The organism is Fenollaria massiliensis (assembly GCF_000312505.2).
GTDB lineage: Bacteria > Bacillota > Clostridia > Tissierellales > Peptoniphilaceae > Fenollaria > Fenollaria massiliensis.
Window position 1 is genome coordinate 12,586 of record NZ_HG326225.1, and the last position, 23,490, is coordinate 36,075.

22 protein-coding genes are annotated in these 23,490 nt (G+C 34.4%); 5 read left to right on the forward strand and 17 right to left on the reverse strand.

Going from position 1 to position 23,490, the window contains the following annotated elements; all coding sequences use genetic code 11:
• Nucleotides 1–109 precede the first annotated feature (109 nt).
• Both uvrC and BN30_RS01845 read right to left on the reverse strand, forming a co-directional pair.
• Entirely contained in the window at nucleotides 110–1,945 is a 1,836-nt protein-coding gene (uvrC, locus tag BN30_RS01840; protein ID WP_019213831.1) for an excinuclease ABC subunit UvrC, read from the reverse strand.
• A complete protein-coding gene (locus BN30_RS01845; protein WP_019213832.1) occupies nucleotides 1,945–3,717 on the reverse strand; it encodes an aminopeptidase P family protein in 1,773 nt (590 codons plus the stop codon). The genes uvrC and BN30_RS01845 overlap by 1 nt, the downstream gene beginning before the upstream one ends.
• 153 nt (nucleotides 3,718–3,870) lie before the next feature.
• Between BN30_RS01845 and BN30_RS01850 the strand changes: the two genes are divergently transcribed.
• Complete coding sequence (locus tag BN30_RS01850) at nucleotides 3,871–4,743, forward strand: DegV family protein (protein ID WP_019213833.1); 873 nt, start codon at nucleotides 3,871–3,873, stop codon at nucleotides 4,741–4,743.
• 120 nt (nucleotides 4,744–4,863) lie between these two features.
• On the opposite strand, the gene BN30_RS01855 is transcribed toward BN30_RS01850, so the two are convergent.
• Entirely contained in the window at nucleotides 4,864–6,342 is a 1,479-nt protein-coding gene (locus BN30_RS01855) for a DUF1846 domain-containing protein (RefSeq protein WP_019213834.1), read from the reverse strand.
• 172 nt (nucleotides 6,343–6,514) lie between these two features.
• The gene (locus BN30_RS01860; RefSeq protein ID WP_019213835.1) at nucleotides 6,515–8,728 is read right to left on the reverse strand and encodes an S-layer homology domain-containing protein; all 2,214 of its coding nucleotides are present in this window, start codon (nucleotides 8,726–8,728) and stop codon (nucleotides 6,515–6,517) included.
• Nucleotides 8,729–8,921: 193 nt separating this feature from the next.
• On the opposite strand from BN30_RS01860, the gene BN30_RS01865 reads away from it, so the two are divergent.
• Complete coding sequence (locus BN30_RS01865) at nucleotides 8,922–9,524, forward strand: S-layer homology domain-containing protein (protein ID WP_019213836.1); 603 nt, start codon at nucleotides 8,922–8,924, stop codon at nucleotides 9,522–9,524.
• A gap of 228 nt (nucleotides 9,525–9,752) precedes the next feature.
• Here the strand turns inward: BN30_RS01865 and BN30_RS01870 are convergent, their stop codons facing one another.
• Genes BN30_RS01870 through nagA form a run of 4 tightly spaced genes read right to left on the reverse strand, consistent with a single transcriptional unit; the run spans nucleotide 9,753 to nucleotide 13,571 of the window.
• The gene (locus tag BN30_RS01870; RefSeq protein WP_019213837.1) at nucleotides 9,753–10,514 is read right to left on the reverse strand and encodes a formate/nitrite transporter family protein; all 762 of its coding nucleotides are present in this window, start codon (nucleotides 10,512–10,514) and stop codon (nucleotides 9,753–9,755) included.
• 52 nt (nucleotides 10,515–10,566) lie between these two features.
• Complete coding sequence (locus tag BN30_RS01875) at nucleotides 10,567–10,824, reverse strand: HPr family phosphocarrier protein (RefSeq protein WP_019213838.1); 258 nt, start codon at nucleotides 10,822–10,824, stop codon at nucleotides 10,567–10,569.
• A 10-nt stretch (nucleotides 10,825–10,834) separates the two neighbouring features.
• A complete protein-coding gene (gene ptsP / locus BN30_RS01880) occupies nucleotides 10,835–12,457 on the reverse strand; it encodes a phosphoenolpyruvate--protein phosphotransferase (RefSeq protein ID WP_019213839.1) in 1,623 nt (540 codons plus the stop codon).
• Nucleotides 12,444–13,571: an N-acetylglucosamine-6-phosphate deacetylase gene (gene nagA, locus BN30_RS01885; protein WP_019213840.1), complete on the reverse strand. Its 1,128-nt coding sequence runs from the start codon at nucleotides 13,569–13,571 to the stop codon at nucleotides 12,444–12,446. The genes ptsP and nagA overlap by 14 nt, the downstream gene beginning before the upstream one ends.
• Before the next feature lie 176 nt (nucleotides 13,572–13,747).
• On the opposite strand from nagA, the gene nagE reads away from it, so the two are divergent.
• Nucleotides 13,748–15,223 (forward strand): N-acetylglucosamine-specific PTS transporter subunit IIBC, encoded by a 1,476-nt coding sequence (gene nagE / locus BN30_RS01890; protein ID WP_019213841.1) that lies wholly within the window; start codon nucleotides 13,748–13,750, stop codon nucleotides 15,221–15,223.
• 122 nt (nucleotides 15,224–15,345) lie between these two features.
• Here nagE and BN30_RS01895 read toward each other — a convergent pair whose 3' ends face one another.
• Genes BN30_RS01895 through BN30_RS01910 form a run of 4 tightly spaced genes read right to left on the reverse strand, consistent with a single transcriptional unit; the run spans nucleotide 15,346 to nucleotide 19,634 of the window.
• Nucleotides 15,346–16,374, reverse strand: a complete 1,029-nt coding sequence (locus BN30_RS01895; protein WP_019213842.1) for a zinc-binding metallopeptidase family protein — start codon at nucleotides 16,372–16,374, stop codon at nucleotides 15,346–15,348.
• A complete protein-coding gene (locus tag BN30_RS01900) occupies nucleotides 16,358–16,576 on the reverse strand; it encodes a heavy-metal-associated domain-containing protein (protein WP_019213843.1) in 219 nt (72 codons plus the stop codon). Before BN30_RS01900 ends, BN30_RS01895 begins: the two co-directional genes overlap by 17 nt.
• A complete protein-coding gene (locus BN30_RS01905; RefSeq protein ID WP_019213844.1) occupies nucleotides 16,576–17,463 on the reverse strand; it encodes a fructose bisphosphate aldolase in 888 nt (295 codons plus the stop codon). Before BN30_RS01905 ends, BN30_RS01900 begins: the two co-directional genes overlap by 1 nt.
• A 23-nt stretch (nucleotides 17,464–17,486) precedes the next feature.
• Nucleotides 17,487–19,634: a heavy metal translocating P-type ATPase gene (locus tag BN30_RS01910; RefSeq protein ID WP_019213845.1), complete on the reverse strand. Its 2,148-nt coding sequence runs from the start codon at nucleotides 19,632–19,634 to the stop codon at nucleotides 17,487–17,489.
• A gap of 64 nt (nucleotides 19,635–19,698) precedes the next feature.
• On the opposite strand from BN30_RS01910, the gene BN30_RS01915 reads away from it, so the two are divergent.
• Both BN30_RS01915 and yfcE read left to right on the forward strand, forming a co-directional pair.
• Nucleotides 19,699–20,205 (forward strand): nitroreductase family protein, encoded by a 507-nt coding sequence (locus BN30_RS01915; protein WP_019213846.1) that lies wholly within the window; start codon nucleotides 19,699–19,701, stop codon nucleotides 20,203–20,205.
• Entirely contained in the window at nucleotides 20,205–20,753 is a 549-nt protein-coding gene (gene yfcE / locus BN30_RS01920) for a phosphodiesterase (RefSeq protein ID WP_019213847.1), read from the forward strand. The genes BN30_RS01915 and yfcE overlap by 1 nt, the downstream gene beginning before the upstream one ends.
• Nucleotides 20,754–20,778: 25 nt before the next feature.
• On the opposite strand, the gene BN30_RS01925 is transcribed toward yfcE, so the two are convergent.
• The 5 genes from BN30_RS01925 to BN30_RS08725 form a co-directional block, all read right to left on the reverse strand.
• Entirely contained in the window at nucleotides 20,779–21,102 is a 324-nt protein-coding gene (locus BN30_RS01925; RefSeq protein ID WP_019213848.1) for a hypothetical protein, read from the reverse strand.
• A 59-nt stretch (nucleotides 21,103–21,161) separates the two neighbouring features.
• Nucleotides 21,162–21,917 (reverse strand): YdjY domain-containing protein, encoded by a 756-nt coding sequence (locus tag BN30_RS01930; protein ID WP_019213849.1) that lies wholly within the window; start codon nucleotides 21,915–21,917, stop codon nucleotides 21,162–21,164.
• A gap of 189 nt (nucleotides 21,918–22,106) precedes the next feature.
• Complete coding sequence (locus tag BN30_RS01935) at nucleotides 22,107–22,712, reverse strand: hypothetical protein (protein ID WP_019213850.1); 606 nt, start codon at nucleotides 22,710–22,712, stop codon at nucleotides 22,107–22,109.
• Nucleotides 22,713–22,720: 8 nt separating this feature from the next.
• Nucleotides 22,721–22,939 (reverse strand): YtxH domain-containing protein, encoded by a 219-nt coding sequence (locus BN30_RS01940; RefSeq protein WP_019213851.1) that lies wholly within the window; start codon nucleotides 22,937–22,939, stop codon nucleotides 22,721–22,723.
• 8 nt (nucleotides 22,940–22,947) lie between these two features.
• On the reverse strand, nucleotides 22,948–23,397 hold the full coding sequence (locus BN30_RS08725; RefSeq protein ID WP_019213852.1) for a YtxH domain-containing protein: 450 nt from the start codon (nucleotides 23,395–23,397) through the stop codon (nucleotides 22,948–22,950).
• Nucleotides 23,398–23,490: the final 93 nt, after the last annotated feature.

Sequence of the window (23,490 nt, forward strand, 5' to 3'; positions counted from 1 at the left end):
AATTTGTATAAAAAATGCTAATCCAATAAGACTCTTGCTAAGATTTTAATTTTAAACTCTTCTTTTTTACTTCAAGCAATAATTCAATAAAAAAAGATACTTAAATTAACTAAGTATCTTTTCTGAAAAATTCGTATATATCTTTTGCGTTTGTCTTTGATATACCCTTGATTGATTCTAATTTTTCAAGACTTGCTCTTCTGATTGCATCAATATCGTCGAAGGCTTCGTATAATATCTTCTTCTTTTTTGGACCGATGCCAACTATCTCATCAAGTATCGATTGATTGATGTTTTTCTCTCTTAAGGACCTATGATATGTGATGGCAAATCTGTGTGCCTCATCTTGTATCCTTGTGAGTATTTTAAAAAGTTCTGAGCTTTTATCAATTTTTATAATCTCGCCCATGTAAGCGAGTGAGTCGGTTCTGTGATGGTCGTCCTTTTTTAGACCAACGACTGGTATCTCTATACCTAAGTTATCCAAAACCGTCTGCGCGCTTGATGCTTGACCAAGTCCGCCATCCATAAGAATTATGTCTGGCAGCGCTGCGAATGAACCTTCTTTGTCCTTCATACTTCTTAAAAATCTTCTCTCTAGTACTTCTCTTAACGAGCCGTAATCGTCTGGACCAATTATGGTCTTGATCCTAAAGCGTCTGTACTCATTTCTTTGCATATCGCCGTTTTCGTAGACAACCATGGATGCTACTGAATTTTGTCCCATGGTGTTGGATATGTCGTAGCACTCAAGCCTATTTGGAACGTCTTCAAGCCACAAAAGATCCTTAAAGCGCTGCATCGCCATATCTTTTAAAGCTTTCTTCCTTATATATCTATCTGCATGTTTCTCAACCATGTCGATGGCATTTTTCTTCGTCATAAGCACCAAAGCTCTCTTCTCGCCTCTTTGCGGCACATGTATATCAACCTTATGATTTGCTATCTTTGATAGTGCTTCTATCATTTCCTCTCTGTCTGGAAAATCTATCTCCGAAATGATTTCATTTGGCATATCGATGTTGGCTGAGTAATGCTGCGAGATAAAGGCTTTGAATATGTCTTTGATCTCGGTCTTCTTTTCATTTTCGAATAAATAATAGTTTCGCTCAACGATTTTACCGTCACGAATGATAAATAATTCTAGTATAACATCTGAAATTCCTTCCGCATAAGCAAGGACGTCTCTATTGATGGCATCGGGCGAAGTAATTTTTTGCTCCTTATGTATGTCATTAAAAGCATTGACCACGTTTAAGTATTCGGCTGCCTTCTCAAACTCAAGATTTTTAACCGCTTCGTCAAGCTTTGACTTATATTTTTCCAAAATAGATTTATCTTTATTTTGCAAAATTTTCATCGCTCTATCAACAAGTTCAGCGTACTCTTCCTCAGTGACATCTGCTTTGCAAGGCGCAATGCACTTGCCGATAAAATAATTTAGACAAGGCCTTATCTTTCCTTTGACTTTTTCAATATTTAAATTGCAATCTCTTAATTTAAGCTCTCTATTAATAATATCAATGCCGATGTTGACGCTAGCTGCGTTTGGATACTGGCCAAAGTACTTTGCTCCATCTTTTCTAAGTAAACGAGTTTTTAATATGCGCGGATATTTTTCATTAGTCGTTACCTTTATATATGGATAACTTTTATCATCACGCAGTACTATATTGTACTTAGGCACGTAACGTTTAATAAGGTTGGACTCTAAAATTAGAGCCTCAACCTCATTATCAACAATTATATATTCAAATTCGGCAATGTTTTTTACCATAGCCTTAACTTTTTCAGAGTGATTAGTAGAGCTTCTAAAGTAGCTTCTCACTCTATTAGATAAATTTTTCGCCTTGCCTACATAAATTATCTCGCCCTTGTCATTTTTCATAATGTAAATGCCAGGGTTTTTAGGCAGCTTTTTTATCTCTTCTTCAAAGTTAAACATTAAATTTCACTTGTTGCCTTTTTTAGCCAAGCTTTTTCATCTTCATTTAAAAGTGGGCATATTTTTTCATAAACAGCTTTATGATAATCGTTTAGCCATAATATTTCTTCAGCTGTAAGCATGTCTTTATCTATAGCATCCTTATCGATAGGAGCGTATGTTAGTGGCTCAAGTCTAAAGAATTCGCCGTATTTACTTGTTCCTGCGTCTTCAACATAAACCAAAACTTCAGTTCTAACGCCATATTTACCGTCTTCATAAACGCCTGGCTCAACACTGAAAATCATATTCTTAACTAGGTCTATGTCATTGTATCTTGATGAAATATTGTGTGGTCCTTCGTGAACATTTAGTAAATATCCAACACCGTGACCAGTTCCATGAAGATAATCCATTTGGTGCTTGTAAAGGTCAAGTCTTGCTAAAAGGTCTAAGGATGAACCCTTAGTGCCTCTCTTAAATACAACGCTCATAAGTCTAATAAAGCCCTTTAATACAAGAGTAAATCCTTTTTTCTCTTCATCAGTTAATGCACCCATAGCCATGGTTCTAGTAACGTCAGTTGTTCCAAAGCGATATTGTCCGCCGCTGTCAACTAATAAAAGTCCTTTATTATCAAGCTTTTTGTTAGTTTCTTCACTTGACATATAGTGAACGATGGCAGCATTATCAGCATAACCGCAGATAGTCTCAAAGCTTTCTTCCAAGAAATCTTCTGACATTGCTCTAAAATCATGAAGTTTATTTTGAACAGTAAGTTCGTCAAGTGATTTTTTGTCAGACTCTTTAAGCCACTTCATAAATCTTGCAAGTGCCACACCATCAGTGATGTGCGCTTTCTTTACATTTTTAATTTCAGTATCATTTTTAACTGCTTTAAACTTAGTAGTGATATTTATATCACCTATAACATAGTTATCATCTTCAATAAGCTTGAACATGTATCTATTAATCTTGTTTTCATCTAGATAAATAGTTTTGTCTTTAATCTTTCTTAAATCATCTTCAAATGCTTCATATTTTTTAACTTCAACGCCTTGTGCATTAAGCGCCTTGATTATGGCATCATCAAGCTTATCAAGATCTGTATAGATGGCTGCCTTATCAAAATCAACGTAAGCGTATGAAATTAATACTGGTGAATCTTGTATATCATTTGCTCTTATGTTATATAGCCAGCAAATGTCATCAAGTGAAGCTATGATGCTTAGGTCAGCGCCTTCCTCTTTTAATTTGGCTCTTACTCTTGATAATTTATCCTTAGTGCTCTCGCCTGCTTCTTCACTAGATAATATAAAGGCTTTGTCCTTTTTAAGTGCAGGTCTATCAGTCCAAATTTCTGAGATTAGATCAACATCGTCAACAAATTTAACGTCCCTGTCATCAACAAGGTCCTCTATCCTTTCAAACATTGCTTCAGAGAAAGTTTTTCCGTTAAAACCAATCACTTCCCCTTCTTTAACGTTATCTCTTAAGTATTCCATAAATGTTGGAACACCTGGTTTGCCCCATTTATATAATTCATAAGAAGTGCCTTTTAATTGATTTTCAGCTTGAACGTGATATCTTCCGTCTGCCCAAAGCATTGCCTTATCCATAGTGATTATGACATTGCCTTGTGAGCCAGTAAAACCTGATATGAAGACTCTATCCTTGTAATGATCGGATAAGTACTCGTTCATGTGTGGATCAGCTGTGGCAACTATATACATAGTTATACCATTTTTCTTCATTAATTCTCTTAAACTTTTAACTCTATCGTCAATTGACATAATAAAACCTCCCTTATGAATGTATTATACCACAAAAATATATTTTTTTGTACTCTTTGTATTAGTCTTAGCTAATTATTACGAAAATGATAATATTTTAGCTTGTCTTTAATTATTTTATATGATATAATTAACAAATGAGAGAGGTAAAAAATGACAAGAATTATAATTGATAGTGCGAGTGATTTCACTCAAGAAGAAATTAAAGAATTTAATCTAGAACCCCTTTATGTAAGTGTTATTGATACTGATGATATAGAAAATATTTATCGTGACGGACTTGATATAAAAACGTCGGAAATATATAAAAACATGAGAAATGGCAAGATTTACAAAACTAGTCAGATCAATCTTAACCAGTACTTAGAGTGTTTTGAAAAAGTATGCAAAGAAGGCGAAGACTTCATATACATCTGTCTTTCATATGGCTTAACTACTGCTTGGGACTCATCTTGCATGGCTATACAAATGCTAAAAGAAAAGTATCCAAACATTAAGATGGTGTCTATAAATTCTAAATCCATGACTATAGGTGAGCAGCTTATCGTTAGAGAGATTATCAAGATGAATAATGAAGGTAAATCGATTGAAGAGCTTGAAGAAAGAGCAAAGTTCTTAGCTGGCAAAGTTAACCACTTATTTACAGTTGAAGACCTTGAGTATCTTTATAGGGGCGGAAGAATTTCAAAAGCAATCAAAGCTGTTGGTCAAGTCTTAAATATCAAGCCTTTACTTGCAAATGATGAGAACGGCGCTTTGATCTTAAAAGATAAAGTTCGTGGCGAAGCAAAAGTTTATAAGAAAATACTAAATCTTTACTTTGACGATGTAAGACGCAATCCTGATATACTTAAGCATACCATCATTGGTCATACAGATAACTTAGCAAACGCTCAAAAGCTTTATGAAATGATTAACGAAGAATTTGATGCGAAAGATATTGCTATAAGAGAGATAGGAACTGCAATAGGCGCACACGTTGGACCGGGCTGTTTAGCGATTGCCTACATTGATGAAACAAAATAATATTTTAAGGTCAAGCTATAAAAGTTTGACCTTTTTTATGCAATTCAATACTATTTACATAGAAAAACTCCTAATCAAATGATCAGGAGTTTTTTAAAAGATTATATTAATTAATTTTTATTAAAATTTTATATCGATATAGTCGCTTGTTAAGTCAATATTTAATTTTCTGAATAATTCTATATCAGTTAAATTTAACATAGCTGTTGAGTGAGCTCTTAAATTTCTTATATTAGAAAGATTGTCTATACAAAGCTTAGCGCTTGGATTAAACATCTTTGATGTTGCTAGGCAAATTAAAACCTCTTCAACATTTAGTAGCGGGCTCTCTTCTTTTTCAATTATTCCCTTAACTTCAATGATTGGTTCAAGTATAGCCTTATCAATTAAGTGCAATTCATCAGGAAGTTTTGATATATACTTAAGAAGATTAAGTACAGCAGCCGCAGCTGAGTCCATAAGTTCGCCGTCTCTACCAGTTATGATGGTATCTTCATATTCGATGGCAGTTACATTTGAGTTAGTGATGCCCTTCTTAAGAAGATCCTCTTTTTTATTTCTAGCAGCAACCAAAGATTTTCTGTCCTCTACCTTAAGATTTAATTCTTCCATAAGAGTCTTGATTCTTTGAGCTTCGTCCTTCTTTTGATTAGTCATCTTATAAGTAAGAAGCGCCTTTAGATATCTTCTGATAATTTCTTGTCTTGATGCCTCTTTAACAACTTCTTCGTCAATGATGCCGGACTTAATTCTATTTACACCCATATCAGTTGGAGATTTATAAAATTCTTCGCCCATAATTCTATCAAGAATCTTCTTTAATATAGGAAAGGCTTGTACGTCTCTGTTATAATTTACAGAAATTTCGCCATACGCTTGCAAATGGTATGGATCGATTTGGTTAACATCACTTAAATCAGCAGTCGCAGCCTCATAAGCAAGATTTAGTTCGTGCTTTAGTGGAAGATTCCAAACTGGGAAAGTTTCGAATTTTGCATAACCAGCCTTAACGCCGCGTTTATATTCATGATAAAGTTGAGATAAACATGTAGTCATCTTACCGCTGCCTGGGCCTGGGCCAGTCACAACTATGATAGGCATAGTAGTCTCAATGTATGGGTGCTTACCAAAGCCATCTTCAGAAAGAATTTTGTCAACATCATTAGGGAAGCCTTCAGTTTTGTCATGAAGATAAACCCTCATGCCTCTTGCTTCCATGTACTCTTTAAATTTATCAACATTTTCATCTTTCTTGTAACGATTGATAACAACGCTGTTAATCTTAATACCCTTTGCCTTTAATCTCTCGATAAGTCTAATTGCTTCTCTCTCGTAAGTCAATCCAGTATTGTTATTAAGCTTATTTGATATGATGTCTTGAGCGTGTATAGTTATGATGACTTCCATCCTGTCTTTTAATTTTTCAAGTAAAACAGTTTTTACGTCTTCATCATAACCTGGCAAAACTCTTTGCGCATGCTTATCGCCAATTAATTTACCGCCAAACTCCATATAAAGCTTCTCAAACTTTCCAACCCTCTTTAAAATATAGTCACTTTGTTCCTTTATATATAGTTCATTTGAAAAACCTAGTTTCATGTTTTCACCTCGTTAAGATTATAACACACGAGAAAAATTATTACAATTATTTTTTTGCGTATAATGAAAAAATTTTTATGGATTTACTTTTAACGAAAAATGTTTTAAAATGCTTTTAACACAAAAAAATCCTAGGACAAAAGTCCTAAGATTTTTTGTATAGTTTGTTTAATTATCTAAAGCTAATTCTATCTATGTGCCAATTTTTACCAATATTTATATCTATTGTTCTTCCTTCATACCAACTAGAGCCAAGTTCCCTATATAGTTGATCAAAAGTATAATTGGAATCAATTGTAGTATCTTTATCTAGTACATATCCATAATGATCATACTCACTTTCAAATAGTAGAACTGATTCATTTGCACCCCATGAAGCTCTTACTATCTTTATTGTCCTATCATATCTACCATTTTGTGCTCTGTAACCACTAGGTTCCTTTTCTGAATAGCTTCTTACTGTATTATTAATTATTTCAAAGTAATAGTATGTTACATAATCTAATGTTCTAATCTCTAAATCCTTATCGATTTTAACTTCATATTCTCTGCCTGTGTTGTATTCTTTAATACCTAAAGCATCGCTCTTTTTGTAATTTACTCTAGCTTGTACCCAGTTATTATTATATACATATCCATTGTTATATCTTGAATCAATAACCATAATTCTCTTAATAACATCTTTATCCTTTTCAAGAATAACTACTCTTGATCCTTCGCCTATATCTCTTACTCTTACTCCTCTTCTTGAATCAAAGCTATCTGCTGTTAAGCCATAATCGTAGTAATAAGTTTCTCTGTCTCTATAGCTATTTGATGAATTCTTTGGATATAATTCTATTTGATATTGGTCACGGTTTCTACCTTTATCATTATTTCTATATACGATGTATTCATTGTCAAAACCATCGCCAACGTCTATTGATACAACTTCGTCGTCATATTTAACATCTGTTTCTATTTCAACATATACTGATCCAAGTCTTGCTAGTTCATCATATGTCAATTTGCGTTCTCTATAAGATCTTCTAGAGTTGTCTCTACTGTCATAAATATCATAGTCTCTATCACTTCTTGGAAGCTTGTAAGTGTTTTCTCTACCGTTTAATGAAACTATTGTAATCTCTCTATAATTTAATTTCTTGATATATCCCTTGTAATCGTCTGAAGATGCTGTTACTTCAAGTGTTTTAACCTTTTCATTGTAGATAGTTGCTTTAACTTGAGAACCTCTCTTAACATCGATTAAATCTCTAGTTCTATTGTTAATTGTGATTGATGAATCAGAATCAACTTTAAATACTCTTGAAACTTTGTTCTTGCTGCTATCTGTATAAGTAATTTTGATTTCTTTGTTTGAGCTGTCAACGTTTGTTACTTCACCTTCAAGGCTGAATTGAACGCCCTTTGCGTTTATTGACTTAGCTTGCATTGCACCTAAAGATGAGTCAGCAGTAACTGTTACGTTTTGACCAACTAATAAGCTTGATAGATTACCAATGCTTCCATCTACTGTTATAACTGTTGATGGATTTATAGAGAATACCTTGCCAGTAGCTGTGTTATCGTTAACTAGCATTATAGCCGTAACTCCTGTGATACCAATTTCTTTAATAGTACCTGTAACAACTGTTGGTGTTGGATTAACTGGAGTTACAGGGTTTACTGGATTAACTGGATTAACTGGGTTAACTGGATTTACATTGCTTGTGTTTTTTGCTTGATACTCAAGTGCTGAATAAACCATTCTAGCTACTTGATCTCTTCTAACCGCTCTCTTTGGATAGAACATGCCTTTTCCAGTACCTTTTTCAGATATAACGCCAGCGTCTATAAGTCCAGCTACAGCTGCTCTAGTTCCTTCTGGGATATCGTTTACGTCCTTAAATGGAAGAGCGATAACTGGATCTGTTGATTTAACTCCCATTGCTCCTGCGAAAAATTCAGCAAGATTAACTCTACTTACAGGTTTATTTGTAGTAAACATTTTATTCTTTTTAGCTGCTTTTAATGTTGTCATATTGACAGCTTGTTTTGCTAAGCACTTAACAACGTTATCTTGTGCCCATTTTGGTACGCCTAGCGCTACTACGTCCTTAAGCCAAACTTGTCTTGCAGCTTGTAATGCTTTTTCATCGTATTGTGTAAGTATAGCTGCAAATCTCATTGCCTCTAAGAATGAAATGTCTTTGCCTGGTCTAAATGTTCCATTAGGATAACCTTGTATATATCCTTTGTTACTCATCTCATTGATGTAATTGTATGCCCAATGACTCTTAGGCACGTCTTTAAATGTTTTCGCACTTGCTGTGTTCATCGGTATAAATGTGATGCATAGCATAAATACAAGCACTAAACTAAATACTCTTTTTAAGTTATTTTTCATGTTTTTGCTCCTTTCATAACTATTTTACTAGTTCTTATGTAATTATTATACCATATAATATATGTTTTAAATATTACAATCTAGTTAAAAATTAGCTTTTATTATGTATATATCAATCGAATTTAAATTTTGTAACACGAACTTAACATATAAAAAGCAATTTATGTAGTATAATATAAGTGGAGTGGTATGTATGAAGAAAAAATTTATACTCTTCTTATGCTTTTTCTTAATTTTATTTACTAGCACAAATCTATGTGCAAAAAATTTAAACAGTAAATTTAAGAAAAGTGCCGAAGAGCTTAAGTCATACAATATAATACAAGGTGATTCGTCAGGTGATTTGATGCTTGATAAGAATCTTAAGAGAGAAGACCTCATAGTTATACTATCGAGGCTTATGAACGATGAGGAAAGAGCAAAAAAGTTTAGCTCTGAAACAAAGTTTACTGATCTTAAGAGCGCGAGCAAAGTCTACTTGCCTTACATCAACTGGGCTGTGTCAAATGGCTACATACACGGCATAACTAAGGATAAGTTTGGTTATGGAACTTTTGTTACTGTTAAACAGTATCAAGCAATACTACTTAGGATACTTGATTATTCATCTGAGGCGAAAAAGTGGGACATGGTCTCTGACTATGCAGTGACTTATGGTCTTATGGACGGTCTTGATCTAAAGCCTGATGATTATCTAAATCGTGGTGAGATGGCTTTGATGACTACGAACGCACTAAACACTCCAAAAAAGGGTTCGACACTAAATTTATTAAAAGTTTTAAACTTAAAAAAATAATTTAAAATTTTGGTCAAGCATAATCGCTTGGCTTTTTTATTTAGTAAAAAAACTTTATATCAATTTATAACAATATTTTTCTCATAAATTTATTTTTTAATAATCTTACATCAATAAAATATATCTATTAACAATTTTCATTTACAAAATATTTTTAAAATTTTCATCACATAAAATATCATAAAAAAAGAAGAACAATTATAAGCTGTTCTTCTATATAAATATATATTATTCTTTATAAGCGTAATAATAAAATATTATTAGTATCATGCCGCCAACAATATTACCAAGTGTAACTGGAATTAAATTGTGAAACATTGCCGCCATATCACATGTGCCGCTAATCATCATAGCTATAGGTAGATAAAACATATTGGCAACACAGTGCTCGAAGCCGCATATAATGAATATTGCAACTGGAAAAGCTGATGCAAAAACTTTTGCTGTTATCTCTTTACTAGCTGTCGCAAGCCAAACTGATAAGCAAACTAGGATGTTGCAGCCAATTCCTTTAACGAAAAGCTCTAAAAATCCTTGTGATGTCTTTGCATTATAAATATTTACAAAAAGCTCTTTTGTTCCATCTGATAAAATATTTGAATAAAATACTATAGCTACAATTAAAAGTGCTCCGATAAAATTATATAAATATACTTTTAGCCAATTGTATAATAGATTGCCAAGTTTTGTTCTTTTATCAAGTGTTGCACCAAACATGAGTATATTGCCTGTGAATAATTCTGCTCCGCCAACAACTACAGCTACTATACCGATGGTGAAGGTTAATCCAACAAGTATTTTTGTGATTTGCGGGTTAAATCCTTTACCAAGATTGTTCACTATAGTTGATGAAACGCCACCAAATGCTATATACATACCTGCTAATACACCTAAAAAGAACTGCGCTCTCGTCTTAAGCTTAGTTTTATTAACCCCATTAGACAAGGTCATGGACAGTACCTCTTTTGGGCTGAAATTTTCTTTTTCCATAATTTTACCCCCTACGCTTATATTATACAAGCATAGAGGGCTTTAGTCAAGATTATAAATTTTCTTTTAAGAAATCTTCTACCTTTTTTATTGCTTCTTCTTCATCTGCGCCTTCAATTATGAACTTGATTACCTCGCCTTGTTTTGCTTGTAGGCCCATAAGTCCTAAAATTGATTTAGCATTTACAATTTTTTCTCCTTTAGCTACTTTTACATCGCTTTTGATAGCTGCTAGTAATTTTACAAGTAAACCTGCTGGTCTTGCGTGTATACCTATCGGGTCTGTGATTGTGTATTCGAATTCTTTCATTTTGTCCTCCTTACGAATTTATTATTCTATCCTTTAATTCAAGTATTTGTCCAGGATTAACAGATAATTTGTCAAATTTATTTTTTATATAAAACTCAGTTAAGTCTGGGTCGCTGCCAAGCTCGCCGCAAACACTGATCTTAACGCCATTTTTCTTTGCGTTAGCCGCAGTCATCTCCATAAGTCTTAAAATCGCTTTATGATGAATGTCTCTGTGTCTTGCTATCTTTTCATTTTGTCTATCAACTGCAAGAGTGTATTGAGTTAAATCGTTTGTGCCTATACTGAAAAAGCTTACTTCCTTTGCAAGATCATCACTGATTATGGCTGCTGCCGGTGTCTCGATCATGATACCTACTTCAATATCTTCATTGAATGGGATATTTTTTTCTTTTAGCTCATTAAATATTTCTTTAATAAGCTCTTTTGCTTTTTTCACTTCCCAAACGTCATTTATCATAGGAAGCATAATCTTGATATTGCCATAATGAGATGCTCTAATTATTGCTCTTAGCTGAGCTTTGAATAAATCCGTATCATCAAGGCATATCCTTATCGCTCTATAGCCAAGAGCTGGATTTTCTTCCTCTGGTAGATTTAGGTAATCAACTTTTTTATCCGCACCTATATCAAAGGTCCTCACGATTACTTCTTTGCCTTCCAACGCTTCAGCCACGTATTTATATTCCTTAAATTGCTCTTCTTCTGTTGGAAGCGAGTCTCTGCCAAGATATAAAAATTCTGTTCTGAATAAACCTATGCCCTCTGCGCCATTCTTTAAAGCAAGCGGCAAGTCCTTTGAATTGCCAATGTTTGCGTAAACACTTATATGTGTTCCGTCCTTGCTAATGGCTTTGGCTGTTTTTAATTTTTCAAGCTCTAATTTTCTTTTTTCTTCTTTTTCTATTCTATCTTTGACATCTGCGAGTAATTTTTCATCTGGATCAATGATTAGAGCGCCTTCATAAGCATCAAGTATGGCAGTTTTGCCATCAATTGATTTATCAAAAGCGCTATCAAGATTCACAAGCGAAGCTATATTCATGGACTTAGCAAGTATTGCTGTGTGTGATTGCGTCGAGCCTTTCACTGTGACTATCGCAAGAAGCTTGTCCTTATCAATATTTAGCGTTTGACTTGGCAATAAATCTTCTGCGTACAAAATAACTTTTTCTTCAAGTCCCTCGTTAAATGAATTTTTGATGCCTAAGATATTTTTAATAAGTCTTTGAGAAATATCTTTTATGTCCTTTGCTCTTTGGCTAAAGTATTCATCGTCCATGCTATTAAAAATTTCATAAAATTTTTCTTCAGCAAGACTTACTGCATAAGCGGCACTATCTTTTTCTTCGTTAATATTTCGTCTAATTTCATCTTGGTACTCAATATCATCGATCATCATCTTGTGTACTTCAAAGATTTGTGCTTCTTCTTCGCCTGCATCCACTTTTGCTTTTTCAAATAATTTATCTAGCTCATCTATTGATTTTTTTACTGCTGCATCTAATTTATTGATTTCACTAGCTGTATCATTAATTTTTTCTTTGCTAATATTTATTTTTTCATCAGAGAAAACTTTTATCTTGCCTAAAACAAGACCTTTATTAGCTATAGTTCCTTTAATTGTTTTCATTAACTCCACCTATTTTTTTGCCTCTTATATATACATCGATTATGTTTAAATCTTTATCAACTACAACAAAGTTAGCATATTTGCCTACTCTTATGCTGCCATATTTATCATAAATACCAGCTTCTTTGGCTGAGTTAACAGCAGCTGATTTAACAAGCGATTCGAATGGAACGCCAATTGAGTAAGCGTATCTAATGCAGTCAAATAAATTACTTGCGCTGCCAGCTATAGTTCCCGACTCAAGTGTAGCCTTCTTGCCTTTTACATAAACGTCTTGACCGCCTAAGCTGTATTTGCCGTCCGAAAGGCCAGTTGCCATCATAGAATCAGATATTAAGATTACTCTGTCGTCACCAAACATCGCATATATCATCCTTATTACTGATGGATGTATATGAACGCCATCTGTTATGAGCTCAACCATGACCTCAGGGCTGTCAAAGGCTGCTCCGCACACACCAGGGTTTCTGTGCTTGATATCATTAAGCGCGTTAAATAAATGTGTTACCGATCTTGCTCCTAAATCAAAGGCTTCAAGTGCAGTGTCATAGTCACAATCAGTATGGCCAACTGATATAACGACCTCATCAGCTCTTTCTTTGATGAATTCTTTTGCTCCATCAACCTCAGGCGCTATAGTGATCTTTTTTATTCTATTATTAGAAAGTTTTTGATATTTGTCAAAATGCTCAAGACTTGGCATAGCTAAGTACTTAGGGTTTTGCGCACCAATCTTGTCCTTGGATATATATGGTCCTTCCATGTGCACGCCAATAAACTCAGCTCCCTTAGTTCCATCGTATTCGCCAATCGCTTTGAATATTCTTTCTAGCTCTTCATCTGCCAAGGTCATAGTAGCTGGAATGACTTGAGTAACGCCATTTTGCGCCTCATACTCGCATATTGCTTCTATAGACTCTTTTGTTCCATCGCATAGGTCCTTGCCCATCGCGCCATGGAAATGAATATCTGTTAAACCTGGAATGATGTAAGCATCTGAATAATCTTTAACGATATCGTCATTGCTATAAACAGTGAATATCTCTCCATTCACAGCAATATCCTTTCTAATAAATTTACCGTCGCAGTAAACATTAGCTCCTTTTATAAGCATAGTAACACCCCCTGATATTTTATACTTAATTATAAGTATGCTTATATTCATTTTACAATAAATATAGTATTTTTGCAAACTATTTTTTAATAAGTATTTTTAATTTCGTAAGAATGTGGTATAATATAAATAATAATAGTAATTATTATTTAATTTTTATTAAGGAGGTCATTATTATGATGAAAAAACTTCAAAACCTAGGTAAGGCTTTGATGCAACCAGTAGCTATACTTCCAGTTGCTGCTCTACTAATGGGTATTGGTTATTGGATTGACCCAACAGGTTGGGGCTCTAATAGCATTATCGCAGCATTCTTAATCAAGACTGGTGCAGCCATACTTGACAACTTGGGAATTATTTTCGCAGTAGGTGTTGCTTATGGTCTATCAAAGGATAGGAACGGTGCAGCAGGACTTTCTGGTCTAGTAGCATTCTTAATAGCAACTACACTTCTATCAGCAGGAACAGTTGCTATATTCAAAGGTGTTGATGCATCTGAACTAGCTTTAACTGACGGCTGGCAAAAAATGAACAACGGAAACGTATTCGTTGGTATCATCTCAGGTCTTGTAGCTGCATTTGCATACAACAAGTTCTATCAAGTACAATTGCCAGATGCATTTGCATTCTTCAGTGGTAGAAGACTTACTCCTATCATGACATCATTATTCATGATTATAGTATCAGCAATACTTTACTATGTATGGCCAATACTATTTAGCGCTCTAGTAGCTTTTGGTGAAGGTATTCAAAGTTTAGGCGCAATAGGTGCAGGTATTTATGCATTCTTCAACAGATTATTAATACCAACTGGACTTCATCACGCACTAAACTCAGTATTCTGGTTTGATATCGCTGGTATCAATGATATCCCTAACTTCTTAGGCGGAGCAGCTTCTCTAGAAGCAGGTACAGCTGTTAAAGGTGTAACAGGTATGTATCAAGCAGGTTTCTTCCCTGTAATGATGTTTGGTCTACCAGGCGCAGCTCTTGCTATGTATCAAGAAGCTAAACCTGAAAAGAAAAATGTTGCTAAATCATTATTAGTTGCAGCAGCATTCGCATCATTCTTCACAGGCGTTACTGAACCTCTTGAATTTGCATTCATGTTCTTAGCACCAGCTCTATATGTAGTTCATGCATTATTAACTGGTATTTCAGTTGCTATCGCAGCAGCTTTCCATTGGACAGCAGGCTTTGGTTTCTCAGCAGGTTTTGTTGACTACTTCTTATCATTAAGAAACCCAGTTGCTAACAATCCTTGGATGTTAATCCCACTTGGACTAATATTCTTCGTAATCTATTACCTAGTATTTAGATTCTTCATTAGAACATTCAATCTAAAGACTCCTGGTAGAGAAGATGACGACATTGAAGCAACAGCTGATACAGCTTCAGCTAAGAATGACTTTGATGAAGTAGCTGCCATCATTATCGAAGGTCTTGGCGGAAAAGAAAACATCGAAGACATTGACTACTGCTCAACTAGACTAAGAACTAGCCTTGTTGATGGAGCAAAAGTTAACGAAGCAAAGATTAAAGAAGCAAAAGTTTTAGGTCTTATCAAACCTGATAAGGATTCAATCCAAATCATTATTGGACCACAAGTTCAATTCGTTTATGATAAGATTCACGAAAATATTGGTAAATAATTTAAAATAATTACTATATGGACTCCGATTAATTTCGGAGTCTTTTTTTATATGAAGATTCTTGTTTAAACGCATAAAAAAGACGGGCACACTCACCCGTCTTCTTACGTTTATAAGTTTATTTATTTTTCTAAATAAGCTTTTAATAATTTTTCAGTATTGTCAATCGCTTTTATATTTGTTCTTTCGATATGATGTGATGCATCTGTGCCAACACCTATGCAAGCAAAGTTTAGATTAAGTCCAGCGACTGCTCCTAGTGAACCGTCTGAACCATATCTTTGATGAACATCTATAACGTAATCAATTTTATTTTTTATCGCTAAGTCTTCAAGTCTATCTCTAAAATCGATTGGATAAGGTGTTCTTGAATCTTTTGCAACTATTGTTACCTTGTCTTCGGCTGAATTATTTTCATAACTAACTATACCTATATCAAGAGCAAGTACTTCGTATGCATGCTCTGGCACATAGCTTATGCCGTGACCAAGCTCTTCAAAGTTTGTGAAATAAAACATTGTATCACATGCCAATTCAATATTTTTCTTAAGAACTTCTTCCATCACATATATCATGATGGCAGCGTGTATCTTGTTATCGATGAAGCGTGATACTAAAAAGTTTTCTGTCACTCTTGTGCGCGGCTCAAAAGCAACGAAATCTCCAACATTAACACCGATTGCTAAAGTTTCTTCCTTTGAAGAACTTTCAATATCAAATCTTATTTCAGTTGAGTGTCTTTCTCTTGGAAGAGTTTTTTCTCTTTCGTCTTCCATGGTGTGAACGCTAGCCTTGTTTGGTAAAACTGTTCCAGTAACTACGCCCTTCTTAGTATAAGTTCTAACTAGTTCTCCCTCAAGCGATGCGTACATAAATCCGCCAATATTTTCAAATTCTGCCCTGCCGTTGTCCTTGATTCTTGAAACGATTCCGCCAAGTGTATCAATGTGAGCAGTTACTATTCTAAGCTTAGATGAATCTTTTCCCTTCAATATAGCATAAAGAGCATTCTTATTTGTTTTTTCTAAGCTCAATTTTCCCTTAAAATGCTCTTCTATATAAGTATTCACCATCTGACACATGCCCGATGGTGAATCTATTTTTAATAATTTTTCTGCTATATCGAGAATTCTTTTATTCGACTCCTTCATAGTCTTCTACTTCGTAGCCAAGGTCTTCGATAGCCTTTTTAACTTTTGCTAAATCGAATTCTTCTTTGCTTTCAATATCAACATGACCTGATGCAAAATTAGCTGTTACTACATCAATCTCATCAAATTTTTCTAATGCCTTTTCAATAGCTTCGCTACATCCTTCACATTTCATTCCGTGTACTTTTAAAATTCTTTTCATTACTTAATCGACTCCTTATAAATTGATTCTATGGATTCTTCCATATGTTTATTGAATTCTTCATCTGTCATGCTAGCTTTAGCTCCTTCAGTTAGTGCTCTTGAGAAGGATGCGATAACTCTGTGATTTCTACCAAGTCTTTCGTTAGACTCCTCTCTTGAGTATCCACCTGAAAGTGCTACTATCCTTAGAACATTTTCATAATCATATAGTGGCAAATATAGATTATCTTCTTCAGGTAATGTTAGCTTTAACATGATGAAGTCATCTTTAGCTAATTTTTCTATATTTTCTTTTAATTCGTTTAATAATATTTTTTCGATTTCGCCCTTATATTCAGCGTGTATGTCAACTTCTGGTTCTATGATAGGAACAAAGCCTTTTGCGATGATTTTCTTAGCATAATCAAACTGTTGTTTTACTACTTCTTTTATGCCTACGCAATCAAATTCTTTTATAACTGATCTCATCTTAGTACCAAAGATGCCTCTTTCCTTCGCTCTTTCAAGAAGCGAGTCAAGTTTAGTCATCTCTTTCATAACTTGAACGCCATTTTCAAGATCTGCTAGGCCTTGGTCAACCTTAACGAATGGAAGTATTTCTAATTTATTCCATAAGTAATCAGCTGTCTTCATGCCATCAATTTCTCTGTCAATAGTTTGTTCAAAAAGTATCGCTCCAAGTATATGGTCCTTGTTAAAGCTTGGTGCTTTGATGATTCTTGTTCTCATTTCATGAACAAGTTTAAACATTTCATCTTCTGATGAATATTTGTCCTCATCAATACCATATAGTCTCAAAGCCTTTGGTGTTGAACCACCACTTTGGTCTAAGGCAGCTATGAAACCCTTTCTGTTTCTAGCGATGTCTAGTTTTTTACTATCCATAAATTTCCTCCTCAATTATATTTCTATTTGTATCTTAATCTTAGTGAGTTCGTTACAACGCATACTGATGAGAATGCCATCGCAGTTCCCGCAAGCATCGGTGTTAATAGGCCTAAGATGGCAAATGGTATGCCAACCACATTATAAAAGAAGGCCCAGAATAAATTTTCTTTAATAATTTTCATGGCTGCTCGTGAAAGTTCAAGTGCTCTTTGAACGCCGCCGATGGAGTTATTCAAAAGACTTATATCACTCGCTTCTAAAGCAACATCTGTGCCTGAAGCGATTGAATAGCCAACATCTGAGCTTGCTAAGCTTGGTGCGTCATTGACACCATCGCCAACCATGGCAAGTTTTGCACACGATTTTTTAATCTCTTCAATTGCTTTTAATTTATCTTCTGGAAGAAGTTCTGCTCTAAACTCATCTATACCAAGTTTTTGAGCTACGTTCTTAGCTACAATATCATTATCCCCTGTAAGCATATAAGTTTTTATGCCCATGGACTTAATTTTAGCAATGGCTTCTTTACTGTCACTTCTTAAACTATCTTCAATCGCAAAATAGCTTACAGCTTTTCCATCTATTGCCATGACTATGACAGTAGCGCCCTCGTCCAAAAGTTCTTTCATTAAAGCATTGTCATAATTTATGCCAAGCTCATCAAAATATCTTTCGTTTGATAAAATTATTTCTTTGTTATCAAGTTTTGCGCAAACGCCCTTTGAGTGAATCGCTTCAAATTCATCAGCTTCATGATATTCAATGCCCTTATCTTTAGCAAATGATGATATCGCCTCGCTTATTAAGTGCTCTGATTGATTTTCGGCGCTATAAGCATATCTTAAAATATCTTTATCGCTAATATTTGAAGTATTGATAAATTTTGTAAGAGATAATTTTCCCTCAGTTAATGTACCTGTCTTGTCAAAACAAACTGCATCAACTTTTGCATTTGCTTCCAAAACTTCGCCTGACTTGATTAGTACGCCCGATTGAGCTGCTCTGCCTGTCGCAACCATGATGGCTGTAGGTGTTGCAAGACCCAAGCTACATGGGCAAGCGATAACCAAAACACTTATCGCATTAATTATGCCTGTGTTAGCGTCCTTAAATATAGTATAAATCAAAAATGTCAAAAATGCAATAGCCATTACCGACGGAACAAAGATGTTGGCAATCTTGTCTGCCATCCTTTGTACCGGTGCTTTCGAACTAGCCGCGTCGTCAACCATCCTTATGATATTGGCAAGCGTTGTATCTTCGCCAACTTTAGTGACCTTAAACTTAAAAGTGCTTGGTCCATTGACAGTTGATCCTATAACTGCCTCGCCAATCGTTTTATTCACAGGAAGGCTCTCACCAGTTATCATCGCTTCGTTGATTGATGCCTCGCCTTCAGTGATTACGCCATCTGAAGCAAGTCTCTCGCCCGGTCTAACTAAGACGACGTCATCTATCTCAAGCTCATCTATGCTAATGGTTTTTTCTTCTCCCTCTCTAATTACAGTCACTTCGTCAACTTTTAAACTTTGTAATTTATCAACAGCTTCATTAGTCTTGGCTTTTGCCTTTGCTTCCATAAGTTTACCTAATAAAACTAAAGTAATAATTACAGCCGATGACTCAAAGTATAGATGAGGATTATCTATAAACATATTGTAAATGCTATATAGATACGCAGCTGTCGTTCCCATAGAAACAAGTACGTCCATATTAAAAGTTTTGCTTCTTAATGAACTTATTGCGCCTTTATAAAATCTGTGCCCACCAAAAATTTGAACAAGCGTTGCAAAAGCAAATTGCCATCTGGCATCTGCGTAAAACACTTGTATATGTGCCATGTGTAAAAACATTACTGAAAATAATGGCAGTGCGAAAATTAATGAGATTAAAAAATCGCGTTTAAGTGTTTTTATCTCTTTTTCTCTAAGCTCTCTCTCCTTTTCTATATCGCGGCTTTCTTGATAGTAGCCAGTAAAACCCGCTCTTGAGATGACATCCAATATATCATCACGAGAAATTACATTTTCGTCATAAATTACTCTCGCTCTATTTGATGATAGATTAACATTGGCTCTTGATACGCCATCTTGTCTTGATAAAACTTTTTCAAGCCTTGCTGAACAAGCAGCACAGCTCATTCCTTGAATTAAAAAATTGTCTTTCATATAATCACCATAATTATTATACCCAATTTTGTGGTATAATATCAATATGAAAGGACGTGATGATATGGACGCAATAGAAATGCTATTGACAAGAAGAAGTATAAGAAAATTTAAAACTGATGAAGTGCCAAAGGATTTGCTTGAAAAGATAATCGAGTGCGCAAAGGCTTCGCCAACAGGAATGAATAGACAAGAAAGACTTTTTACTGTTGTGACTAAAGAAGATGATATACAAAGACTAGCAGCAGCCATTGCAAAATCACTTGATAGAGATGATTATCATATATATTATGCAAAGGCCTTGATCATAGTGACTGTGCCTGAAGATTTAAAATTAGGCGACGCAGACACATCAACTGCTATGCAAAATATTTACTTAGCATCTCACGCGCTTGGACTTGCTTCTGTTTGGATCAATCAATTAAGAGGCAATAAAGATGAAGGCGTAAGAGAAGTTTTGTCATCGTTCAAAATACCAGAAAATCACATTTCTTATGGTATGATGGCTATAGGCTACGCTGATGAAGTTCCTAAAGCAAAAGAAAGAACAGAAAAGGTAGTTTATTTATAATGAGAAAGAAAATTGGCTTCATTAGTGACACACATGGCGGCATAGACGAGACACTTAGAGCACTTGAGGTGCTTAAAGACTGTGAAATTATATATCACTTAGGCGACGTTTTATATCACGGACCAAGAAATGCTCTTCCAAGTGATTACAATCCAAAGGATTTAGCAGCGTATTTAAAAGAACGTGATAATATTATTTACGTGCGCGGTAACTGTGACAGCGACGTCGATCAGATGGTTACCGATAAAGATCTCACACAAAAAGCTCGTATTACAGATATCAATGGACTTAAGACGCTTCTTATTCATGGCTATGAAGAGACAGAATTTGCTAGAATAGAATACGCCAAAGAATCTGGCATCAAGATGATAGTTACTGGTCACACACATATAAAGGTGCTTGAAGAAAAAGACGGAATAATCTTATTAAATCCTGGCTCAACAACTATACCAAAAGATGGCAAAGCATCTGTTGCCATGATGGACGACAAAAAAATTATGCTCATAGATATTTATACTGGAGAAATATTAAAAGAATTAAAATACTAGATCAAAAAAGAAGTCTACGTTTAAATTACGCAGACTTCTTTTTCTTTATTAAAAATTTTAGAAATACCATTAAATTAATTACTATAAAAATTATTATTATAATATTTTTAAATAGCTCTATGTTCATATCTATATGCATCGCATCTCTTAGTTCGTACATAGTTCTCATAAACTTGCCAAAAAATAAAATCAATGCTATAGATATAAATTCTATAATTAAAAAGACTTTTTCATTTGCTCTGTCCATAAATAGTGAAGCTATAGCCGCAAGTGCGATAAAAGCGTAGTATATGTGCCTTGAATGCACCCTCATATCTAGCCAAAGGCTTAAACTAATAAGGCTTGACACAATCGATGCGGCTAAAATCCCCACTACAATTGCAAGGAGTAAATTAAAAATTTTTTCAACTATTTTACTGTGTATGTGATTGCTACTGGAGTTCCATCTTCTGGTGCTTTGTCAGCATCTACAGAAAAAGAAACTTCTTTTGTTTCTTCGATAGCACCTAGAGGGTATTCGCCGTTACTTGTGATACCTACGAAGCAAGAGTCAAGACAAGAGATACAGCCAGTGTTGAATTCTTTTGATGGATCAATGTTTCCTGAGAATCTCATGTCAATAGCTTTTCCGTTAGAATCTTTAACCACATCATCAATGCCTACTGAACCTTCATGTCCTGCCCAACATAAACTTACTTCAAGCTTAGAACCTTCTGATTTAGTAGTAGATGCGTTATCAGCTGTCATGTTATTACCAGGTTCTGCGCCTACTTCTACTAATGCGTTGTAAAAGTCTGTTGGTGATACGTATGATGAGAAGATTGATTTGTCGCTTAATTTACCATCTTTGCAGATAACTAAGTGTCTTGTAGCTTCTGTTTCAAATTTTCCGTTGTACTTAGTGTAGATTGTTACGCTCTTAGCATCTTTATCCACCTTTAGTGGATTTTCTTCTGTAACACCATTTAATGTTGCATCGTCGCAGCAATCAGCATCTTTATCATCTGTTTTTTCTTCTGTTTTTTCTTCTGTATCAGTTGTATCAGTTGTTTCAGTTGATTCAGCTGTCTTAGTTTCTTCTGGTTTAGTGTCTGTTTTTGGTCCGCAAGCTACTAATAATAATGAAACCATCAATAGCATTGCTAAAAATTTAATTTTTTTCATTTCTTTTTCTCTCCTTTTATATAGGCTTTCTAAAATTAACACAACAATTATTATAACACTAATTCAGATGATTTTGCATTGAAATATTTTATAGTTTTTTATGCTTTTTTATAAAATTATCAATATTAAATTAGATTTTGATAATAATGCACATAAAAAAAGGACTCTTACGAGTCCTTCTAATATTTATTAGTTTCTTTTAAAGATGTCCATTACCTTAGATATAACATTTTCAGCAAAGCTTTTTGATTTCATCTTCTTGTCGTAGATAGAATCTTTTACATTGCCTAGTATGCCGTTGACAGCTGAATAAGCGTTGTTTGCTGTGTTTGAAACTTGCGATGTAATTCTATTAACAGTACTAATCGCGCTATCAGTAATACCCATAGCTGTATTTGTTAATCTAGAAACATCTGATGTAACACCGTTTATGTTGTTCATGATGCCAGCGATATTTGGTCTTACGTCGTTAACTAATCTACTTACATCATCAGTAACGCTCTTGATGTTTGGTCCAAGATCTCTAACAAGATCCTTTGTTTCAAGTGTTATATCTTTTATATCTGGTCTTATGTCATCAACAAGTCCATTGACATTACTAGTAATGCCGTTTACATTGTTCATCACTTCAGGAAGTTTAGCTACTGTTTGTCCGATGTTAAGTCTGTTTTCTTCCATCATATTCTTCATAGTGCTAACTGATGAAGCAATTTTAATGAATAGATAAGCTAATGAACCTAGTGCTGCTATGCCAAAAACTATTAGCACACATTTTAATATATACATTGCGTCCATTATATCACCTATTTCACAATATTCTTAAATGCGTTTTCTACATCCTCTTTAATTTCTTTAGCTTTGTCTACTGCTTCATCTTTTACATTTTCAGCAGCATCTTTAGCTTCATCAATCTTTTTTTCAGCTTCGTTCTTTAGTTCGTCAGCCTTTTTAGCCGCTTCGTTCTTTAATTCTTCAGCTTTTTTAGCTGCTTCATCTTTAATTTTGTCAAAATCTATGCCCATATTATCACCTATTTCTTAGCCTTTTCTACTTCTTTTTCTACGTCCTTTTTAACGTCATTAGCTTTCTTTTCTACTTCTTTCTTAGCATCGATAGCCTTATCTTCAGCTTTGTCTTTTAGTTCTTTTGCTTTGTCAACAGCTTCGTCTTTAAGTTCTTCAGCTCTTTGTGCTGCTTCATCCTTAAATTCTTTAGCTTTTTCTAAAGCACTTTGGCCTAGTTCTTTTGCTCTTTGAGTTGCATTTGCGATACCATCTCTCATATCACAATATGTTTCTTTGCTCTTCTTAGCAATCATCTCTCTAGTTTCTTCACCGCTTCTTGGTGCAAATAAATAACTAGCTACAGCACCTGCTGCTAATCCTAATAAAGTACCCATGGCAATGTTGCCAGCGTTCTTCATTCTTTCTTTTCTTTCTTCTTCTCTTGCTTTTGCTGATATGAAATCAAATAATCCCATAATATCACTCCTTTTTAATATTTTGCTATTATTTATATACCCAATAATATTAAAAGATAAACAAAAAGAGAAACTAATAAAAAATTAGCTTCT

Coding starts and splice junctions, on each gene's coding strand:
- BN30_RS01935 (WP_019213850.1), bottom strand. CDS start 22,712: ATGGACGCAATGTATATATTAAAATGTGTGCTAATAGTTTTTGGCATA.
- ptsP (WP_019213839.1), bottom strand. CDS start 12,457: ATGAAAACAATTAAAGGAACTATAGCTAATAAAGGTCTTGTTTTAGGC.
- BN30_RS01905 (WP_019213844.1), bottom strand. CDS start 17,463: ATGGATAGTAAAAAACTAGACATCGCTAGAAACAGAAAGGGTTTCATA.
- BN30_RS01870 (WP_019213837.1), bottom strand. CDS start 10,514: ATGGAAAAAGAAAATTTCAGCCCAAAAGAGGTACTGTCCATGACCTTG.
- uvrC (WP_019213831.1), bottom strand. CDS start 1,945: ATGTTTAACTTTGAAGAAGAGATAAAAAAGCTGCCTAAAAACCCTGGC.
- nagA (WP_019213840.1), bottom strand. CDS start 13,571: ATGCTTATAAAAGGAGCTAATGTTTACTGCGACGGTAAATTTATTAGA.
- BN30_RS01895 (WP_019213842.1), bottom strand. CDS start 16,374: ATGAAGGAGTCGAATAAAAGAATTCTCGATATAGCAGAAAAATTATTA.
- BN30_RS01875 (WP_019213838.1), bottom strand. CDS start 10,824: ATGAAAGAATTCGAATACACAATCACAGACCCGATAGGTATACACGCA.
- nagE (WP_019213841.1), top strand. CDS start 13,748: ATGATGAAAAAACTTCAAAACCTAGGTAAGGCTTTGATGCAACCAGTA.
- BN30_RS01915 (WP_019213846.1), top strand. CDS start 19,699: ATGGACGCAATAGAAATGCTATTGACAAGAAGAAGTATAAGAAAATTT.
- yfcE (WP_019213847.1), top strand. CDS start 20,205: ATGAGAAAGAAAATTGGCTTCATTAGTGACACACATGGCGGCATAGAC.
- BN30_RS01930 (WP_019213849.1), bottom strand. CDS start 21,917: ATGAAAAAAATTAAATTTTTAGCAATGCTATTGATGGTTTCATTATTA.
- BN30_RS01940 (WP_019213851.1), bottom strand. CDS start 22,939: ATGGGCATAGATTTTGACAAAATTAAAGATGAAGCAGCTAAAAAAGCT.
- BN30_RS01855 (WP_019213834.1), bottom strand. CDS start 6,342: ATGAAACTAGGTTTTTCAAATGAACTATATATAAAGGAACAAAGTGAC.
- BN30_RS01845 (WP_019213832.1), bottom strand. CDS start 3,717: ATGTCAATTGACGATAGAGTTAAAAGTTTAAGAGAATTAATGAAGAAA.
- BN30_RS01850 (WP_019213833.1), top strand. CDS start 3,871: ATGACAAGAATTATAATTGATAGTGCGAGTGATTTCACTCAAGAAGAA.
- BN30_RS01900 (WP_019213843.1), bottom strand. CDS start 16,576: ATGAAAAGAATTTTAAAAGTACACGGAATGAAATGTGAAGGATGTAGC.
- BN30_RS08725 (WP_019213852.1), bottom strand. CDS start 23,397: ATGGGATTATTTGATTTCATATCAGCAAAAGCAAGAGAAGAAGAAAGA.
- BN30_RS01865 (WP_019213836.1), top strand. CDS start 8,922: ATGAAGAAAAAATTTATACTCTTCTTATGCTTTTTCTTAATTTTATTT.
- BN30_RS01910 (WP_019213845.1), bottom strand. CDS start 19,634: ATGAAAGACAATTTTTTAATTCAAGGAATGAGCTGTGCTGCTTGTTCA.
- BN30_RS01860 (WP_019213835.1), bottom strand. CDS start 8,728: ATGAAAAATAACTTAAAAAGAGTATTTAGTTTAGTGCTTGTATTTATG.